Raw genomic sequence first — 232 nt, forward strand, 5'->3', positions numbered from 1 at the left:
CTCCATCTTTTATGAGGAACAACGTTTGACAATGGAATGCCTTGATCCTGCATTAACTGGCGAATCAACCATTGAGCGTTCTCGACTGCCTTCTCAAAATTGCCGTCTGCATTTTCACAAATTTCAATGCCGATCGACTTCATATTGCCCGTGCCTCTGCCGTCTCCTGCGTGCCATCCGTTTTCGTTTAATGGTAAATGCTGATAGATACAATTTTCATCCACAGTGTAGT

General features: G+C 44.0%; 1 protein-coding gene. It reads right to left on the reverse strand.

Annotated elements, in window-relative coordinates:
• A partial coding sequence (locus R2R70_RS23420) for an N-acetylmuramoyl-L-alanine amidase family protein (protein ID WP_410979410.1) occupies positions 1 to 232 on the reverse strand: 232 nt, incomplete at both ends.

Source organism: Cobetia sp. SIMBA_158, from assembly GCF_046566945.1.
Taxonomy (GTDB): Bacteria; Pseudomonadota; Gammaproteobacteria; order Pseudomonadales; family Halomonadaceae; genus Cobetia; species Cobetia amphilecti.